4 protein-coding genes and 1 pseudogene are annotated in these 5,842 nt (G+C 68.9%); all 5 read right to left on the reverse strand.

Annotated elements, in window-relative coordinates:
- Positions 1 to 503 (reverse strand): annotated as a pseudogene (locus JHN63_RS46520) (type VI secretion protein); the annotation flags it as partial.
- A 16-nt stretch (positions 504 to 519) separates the two neighbouring features.
- Entirely contained in the window at positions 520 to 1,953 is a 1,434-nt protein-coding gene (locus JHN63_RS46525) for an ATP-binding protein (RefSeq protein ID WP_200691182.1), read from the reverse strand.
- 8 nt (positions 1,954 to 1,961) lie between these two features.
- A complete protein-coding gene (locus JHN63_RS46530) occupies positions 1,962 to 3,521 on the reverse strand; it encodes an SCO6880 family protein (RefSeq protein ID WP_200691183.1) in 1,560 nt (519 codons plus the stop codon).
- Positions 3,518 to 4,849 carry a hypothetical protein gene (locus tag JHN63_RS46535; protein WP_200691184.1) on the reverse strand — a complete coding sequence of 444 codons (1,332 nt, stop codon included), beginning with the start codon at positions 4,847 to 4,849 and terminating at the stop codon, positions 3,518 to 3,520. The genes JHN63_RS46530 and JHN63_RS46535 overlap by 4 nt, the downstream gene beginning before the upstream one ends.
- The gene (locus tag JHN63_RS46540; RefSeq protein WP_200691185.1) at positions 4,839 to 5,678 is read right to left on the reverse strand and encodes a hypothetical protein; all 840 of its coding nucleotides are present in this window, start codon (positions 5,676 to 5,678) and stop codon (positions 4,839 to 4,841) included. The genes JHN63_RS46535 and JHN63_RS46540 overlap by 11 nt, the downstream gene beginning before the upstream one ends.
- Positions 5,679 to 5,842 lie beyond the last annotated feature (164 nt).

A 5,842-nucleotide genomic window follows, 5' to 3' on the forward strand; every position in this document is an offset into this window, starting at 1 on the left:
CCACCCACCCGCTCACCGTTCGTTGAAAGGGCTGAGGTGAGGGGCGCCGCGCTCGGTGCCTGTTCGAGGAGCACCGTCGGCTGTGGTTCCGGTCTCGGTGCCGGTACTTCCTGAACTTCCGGTGCCTGTGCCGCCGTTCGGCTCCTCGTCCGTACCGCCCGCCATCTCGCCAGCGTGCCCATCGTGAACACGGTGAGGACCAGCAGGATCATCAACTGGCCGATGAACAGGCCCCAGAAGAGGCCGTAGCCGGAGAACTGGGCGGATGGGGACTGGGGCCAGGCGCCGGCGATGTCGTGGGGCTGGGCGATCAGGTGGCGCATGGCCATCGGAGTGCGGGCGAAGGTCACGCCGGTCGGCCAGCTGCCCTGGGAGAACAGGGCGGCCAGGCCGGTCGCCGACCACACCAGCAGGGTCATGCCGATGAGGAACGCGAGCAGGCCCACCAACAGGCCGTCGGGGATGCCCCCTTGGCGCTCGCGTCCACCGTCGTCCGGTCTCATGTCATGCCACCGCCGTTCACGCCACCGTGGACTCGGAGGAGCCGTCGAGATCGCTCAACTGCTGTTCCATGAAGGCCGCCGCGCGTTCCTCGGCCTCCAACTCGGCGGCGCGCAGGGCGTCGTCGGTCACTTCGCGGTCGTGGTCGCGGGAGGACTGGGTCATCGCGCGGTCGGTGAAGACGAGGGGGCGTTCCGTCTCGGTGATCAGGTGTTTGACCACCTGGACATTGCCGTTGACGTCCCAGACCGCGATGCCGGGGGTGAGGGTGGGGATGATCTCCACCGCCCAGCGGGGTAGCCCCAACACCCGCCCGGTTGCCCGGGCTTCGTCCGCCTTCTGGGCGTAGATGGTTCGGGTCGAGGCCATTTTGAGGATCGCGGCCGCTTCCTTCGCGGCCGCGCCGTCGACCACGTCCGACAGGTGGTGGACCACCGCCACGAACGACAGGCCCAGTCGGCGGCCGAACTTCAGCAGGCGCTGGAAGAGTTGGGCCACGAACGGGCTGTTGATGATGTGCCAGGCCTCCTCGACCAGGAAGATGCGCTTCTTCCGGTCGGGGCGGATCCAGGTGTGTTCCAGCCAGACGCCGACGATCGCCATCAGGATGGGCATGGCGATGGAGTTGCGGTCGATGTGGGACAGGTCGAAGACGATGAGCGGGGCGTCGAGGTCGATGCCCACCGTCGTCGGGCCGTCGAACATGCCGCGGAGGTCGCCGTCGACCAGGCGGTCGATGACGAGTGCCACGTCGAGTCCCCAGGCCCGTACGTCGTCTATGGCGACGTTCATCGCCTCGGCCGACTCCGGTTCGGGGTGGCGCAGTTGCTCGACGATGTCCATGAGGACCGGCTGGCGTTCGACGATCGTCTCGTTGACGTAGGCGTGTGCGACCTTCAACGCGAAGCCGGAGCGTTCGTCGAGGCCGTGGCCCATCGCCACCTCGATGATCGTGCGGAGCAGGGCGAGTTGGCCGGTCGTGGTGATCGCCGGGTCGAGGGGGTTGAGGCGGATTCCCATGTCCAGGGCGGCGGTTGGGTCCAGGCGGATGGGGGTTATCCCCAACTCCTCCGCGATCAGGTTCCATTCGCCGACGCCGTCCTCGCCCTGGGCGTCCAGGACGACCACCTGGCGGTCGCGGAAGCGCAGTTGGCGTAGGACGTACGTCTTCTCCAGGGCCGACTTGCCGTTGCCGGACTCGCCCAGCACCAGCCAGTGGGGGGCGGGGAGTTGCTGGCCGTAGAGCTGGAAGGGGTCGTAGATGTAGCCCTTGCCGGAGTAGACCTCGCGGCCGATGATGACGCCGGAGTCGCCCAACCCGGGGGCGGCCGTGGGGAGATAGACCGCCTGGGCCTGGCCGGTCGAGGTGCGGACCGGGAGGCGGGTGGACTCGATCTTTCCGAAGAGGAAGGACGTGAAGGCGTCGGTGAGGACGGACAGCGGATCCCGCATCTGAGTCCCTACCTCCGGATGCCGGTGGCGAACGGCAGTGTGTTCACAAACGCGCGGTGGTGCTCGCGGTCGCACCACTCCAGCTTCAGATACGACTTGCCGGCGGACGCCCTTATCGTGCGCTTGTCGCGCGCGAGGGCCTCGGGGTTGCGGGAGGAGACGGTGATGTAGCCGACCAGGTTCACACCGGCCGCGCCGCTCGCCAGGTCCTCGCCGCGCTGGTCCATGCGGCCGTGGGCGGCGACGTCGCGGGGGTCGACGGTGCGGTTCATCTTGGCGGCGCGGGAGGCGTCGGCCTCGTCGTTCGTCTTCTCGGTCAGCATGCGCTCGATGGCGACCTCGGTGGGTTCGAGGTCCATCGTGACGGCGACCGTGCGGATCACGTCCGGGGTGTGGACGAGGAGCGGCGCGAGGAAGTTGACGCCCACGGGAGTCATCGGCCACTCCTTCACCCAGGCCGTGGCGTGGCACCACGGCTCGCGGGTCGACGACTCGCGGGTCTTCGCCTGGAGGAACGTCGGTTCCATGGCGTCGAGTTCGGCCGGCCAGGCGTTGCGCTTCGTCATTGCCTGGAGGTGGTCGATGGGGTGGTCCGGGTCGTACATGGAGTGGATGAGTGAGGCGAGCCGGCCCTGGCCGAGCGGCTGCCGTACGCGGATGTCCGCCTCCTGCAACCGCGAGCAGATGTCGGTGAGTTCACGCGCCATGACGACCGCGAGGCCGGCGTCCCGGTCGAGCTTGCGGCCCGCGTGCGGGCGCGAGGCGCGGGCCATCGCGTGGGCCTCCGCGGAGAGTTCGCGGGTGAAGTGCATACAGGCGACGAGGTAGGCGCGGTGCTGCTCGCTGCTGGTGGACACCATCGACTGGAGCTGGTCGTACGACTGTTGCAGCCAGGTCAGTGACTTCTCGTCGCCGCGCTGGGCGACGTCCTTGGCGTGCGCGTCCGGGTCGGCGGGCAGCGTGCGGGCGAGCATCTGGATGCGGGTGACGAAGCCGTCGCCGTTCGCCACGTGCTTCAGGAGCGTGCCGAAGCGGTCGACGAGGGCCTCCTGGTCCTCGCTGTCGCGCAGGCCGACGCCCGGGCCCTCGATCTCGATCGCGGCGGTGACCGTACGGCGGTCGGCGTGCAGGAGGACGGCGATCTCGTCGGGGCCGAAGGGGGCGGCCAGCCAGTTGATGCGGCCGATCCCCGGAGGCGGGCCGATCTCCACCTCGCGGCCGTCGAGGTGGACGCCGGCCTCCATGACGGAGGAGCGGTACGTCGTGCCGTTGCGCAGGGTGCGCTTGTAACTGCGGTTGATCTCGAACCACTTGTAGAACGTGCGGCGCTTGTACGGCACGTAGACCGCCATCAGCGCGAGCATCGGGAAGCCCGTCAGCAGCACGATGCGCAGGGAGAGGACGGGGACGAGGAGTCCGCTCATCATGCCGAGGAAGGCGCCCAGGATGATGAGCGCGATCTCGCCGGTCTCGCGATTCTTGCCGACGATCGCGTTCGGCCGGGCTCGGCCGATGAGATATGTCCGGCGGGGCGTGATCGGATGGGACAGGTGGGACTCTGTCGTCAACGCCCTTCACCTCCCGTGCGGTTGTTGCGGGCGTTGCTGGCGTGCGGGGTGTTCGCCGGGCTCTGGCGGGGCGGGGGCGCGGCGTTGGGGACTGCTCCGCCACCGCCCGAGGCGGGGCGGCTGCTGTGCGCGGCGACGCCGCCGGAGATCGGGTTGGCGGGACGGGCGCCGCCGGAGGACTGGCCGCCGCCTCCGCCGTCGTTCGTGCGGGCGCTGTGGGTCTTGATGCCCTGGGCGACCATGGTGGCCGGGGAGCTGATGACGGCGGCGGCCTTGCCTTCGGCGCCCTGCATGATGCGGTTGTTGCGGCCGCCGGCGATCTCGTCGCCGAAGCCGGGGACGAAGCGGTAGATCATCGCGCTGGCGAAGATGGCGAGCAGGATGATCGCGAGGCCGGAGACGACGGCGGAGAAGGAGTCCGGGCCGTCGGCGGAGGAGAGCGCGCCGGCGAGACCGAGCACGATCACGATGACCGGTTTCACCAGGATCACCGCGATCATGATGCCGGCCCAGCGGCGGACGTGGCCCCAGAGGTTCTTGTCGACGAGGCCCGCGTAGACGACGGTGCCGAGGAGGGCGCCGACGTAGAGGAGGGCGGCGCGGATGACGAGCTCCAGCCAGAGGACGCCTGCGGCGAGGATGCTGACCAGGGAGACGACGATCAGCATGATCGGGCCGCCGCCGATGTTGTTGCCCTTGGCGAGCGCGCTGGAGAAGTTGCCGAAGAAGGTGTCGGTCTGGTTGCCGGTGGTCTTGGCGAGGACTTCTGTGATGCCGTCGGTGGCGGAGACGACGGTGTAGAGGATCAGGGGGGTGAACGCGGAGGCGATGACCGTGAGCCAGAGGAAGCCGATGGCTTCGGAGATCGCGGTGGTGAGGGGGACGCCTCGGACCGCGCGCTTCGCTACCGCGAGGAGCCACAGGAGGAGGGTGAGGATGGTGGACGCGGCGAAGACGACGGCGTACTGCTGAAGGAAGCGGGGGTTCGTGAAGTCGACGTTCGCTGTTTCCTTGACCGCTTCGCTGAGCTTGTCGATGGTCCAGGAGGCGGCTTCGGCGCAGCCCTTGGCGAGGGAGGAGAGCGGGTCCGTGGTGTCGGTGACACTGGGGGTGCTGGTGGAACCGCTGCCGGCGTTGCCGCGTTCGCAGTACTTCTTGGCGTCGCCGACGATGGCGCCGCAGTCGACGCTCGGGGACGGCGACGCGGACGGTGAGGTGGAGGGGCTGGGGGTCGCGGCGACGGCATGCGTGGCCAGCAGCACCAGCGACGTCTGTACGGTCGTCACGATTCCGGCGAGCCGGAGCACGCGTTGCGGGTTACCGGGCATACGTGAACCCTCCGTACTCGTCGATGGCCTTGCTGATCTCGTCCGAGGTGGCGGCCGTGTCGTCGCCGGGTACCGGGGCGGGGCCGTCCTTCTGGGAGTCCGTGGCGATCTTCCAGTCGCCGTCGGACCACTGGAGGTCGAAGGTCCAGGTCTTCCACGAGGTGGTGACGGGGTCGGTCGAGGTCTGCCCGGCCATGCCCAGGAGTCCCACGTACCAGACGGCGACCTTCGCGCTGGTGTCGCTGTACTGCTGGGCGGTCGTGCCCACCGGGATGACCCGGGAGACGAACGTGCTGCCGGTCGGTGCGTTGCCGTTGGCGTCGAGGCCCAGTTTGCTGAGGAAGCCGGCCGAGTAGGCCTGGTCCATCGGGGCCGTCAACTTGCTTGCGGCACCGGCGGTGTAGAGGGAGTTCACCAGCGTGTGGCGGATCTCCTTCTGGAACATGCCGGTCCCACCCAGTGCCACGGCGTAGTTCGCCGCCGCCGACTGCGCTCCTTGCTGGGTGTGCGCGAACCCGGACGGAATCCCCCCGGTCTTCGTCTCCACCGGCTTCGTCCCGCTCGCCGCCGTGGACGACGCGTCCGGTTGTGAACCGTTGTTGGTGGTTCCGGAGTTCGACGAGGATGTGCTGTCGCCGCGGTTCGCGAAGGCGATGGCTGCGATGAGGAGGACTACGACTCCTACGACCGTCACCAGGCTTTTGGAGGACGAGCGGCCGCCTCTGCGGGCGCCGCCGTAGATGTCGCCGGGGGTTTGCGGGTAGCGGGTTCGGGTCTGGCCGGTGCCGCCGTAACCGCCGGAGGTCTCGTGTTCGTCTCCGGGACTCATGCCGGGTACGCCCCTTCGCCGTCGTCCAGAAACGCCTGGATGTACGACGGTAGCCGTGCTGGTTCCCGCGCGGGCGCGGAGTGGTGACTCGACATCAGGGAAACGCAACCTCAGCCGGTGGGCACGACGGGCGGGTGGGGTGGGAAGAGGGGGACCTGCCGGGC

It is taken from the genome of Streptomyces sp. MBT65 (genome assembly GCF_016612545.1).
Classification (GTDB): domain Bacteria; phylum Actinomycetota; class Actinomycetes; order Streptomycetales; family Streptomycetaceae; genus Streptomyces.

What these genes read in the sequence shown, in the direction of transcription:
- JHN63_RS46525 (WP_200691182.1), bottom strand. Translation starts at nt 1,953, where the DNA reads ATGCGGGATCCGCTGTCCGTCCTCACCGACGCCTTCACGTCCTTCCTC.
- JHN63_RS46535 (WP_200691184.1), bottom strand. Translation starts at nt 4,849, where the DNA reads ATGCCCGGTAACCCGCAACGCGTGCTCCGGCTCGCCGGAATCGTGACG.
- JHN63_RS46540 (WP_200691185.1), bottom strand. Translation starts at nt 5,678, where the DNA reads ATGAGTCCCGGAGACGAACACGAGACCTCCGGCGGTTACGGCGGCACC.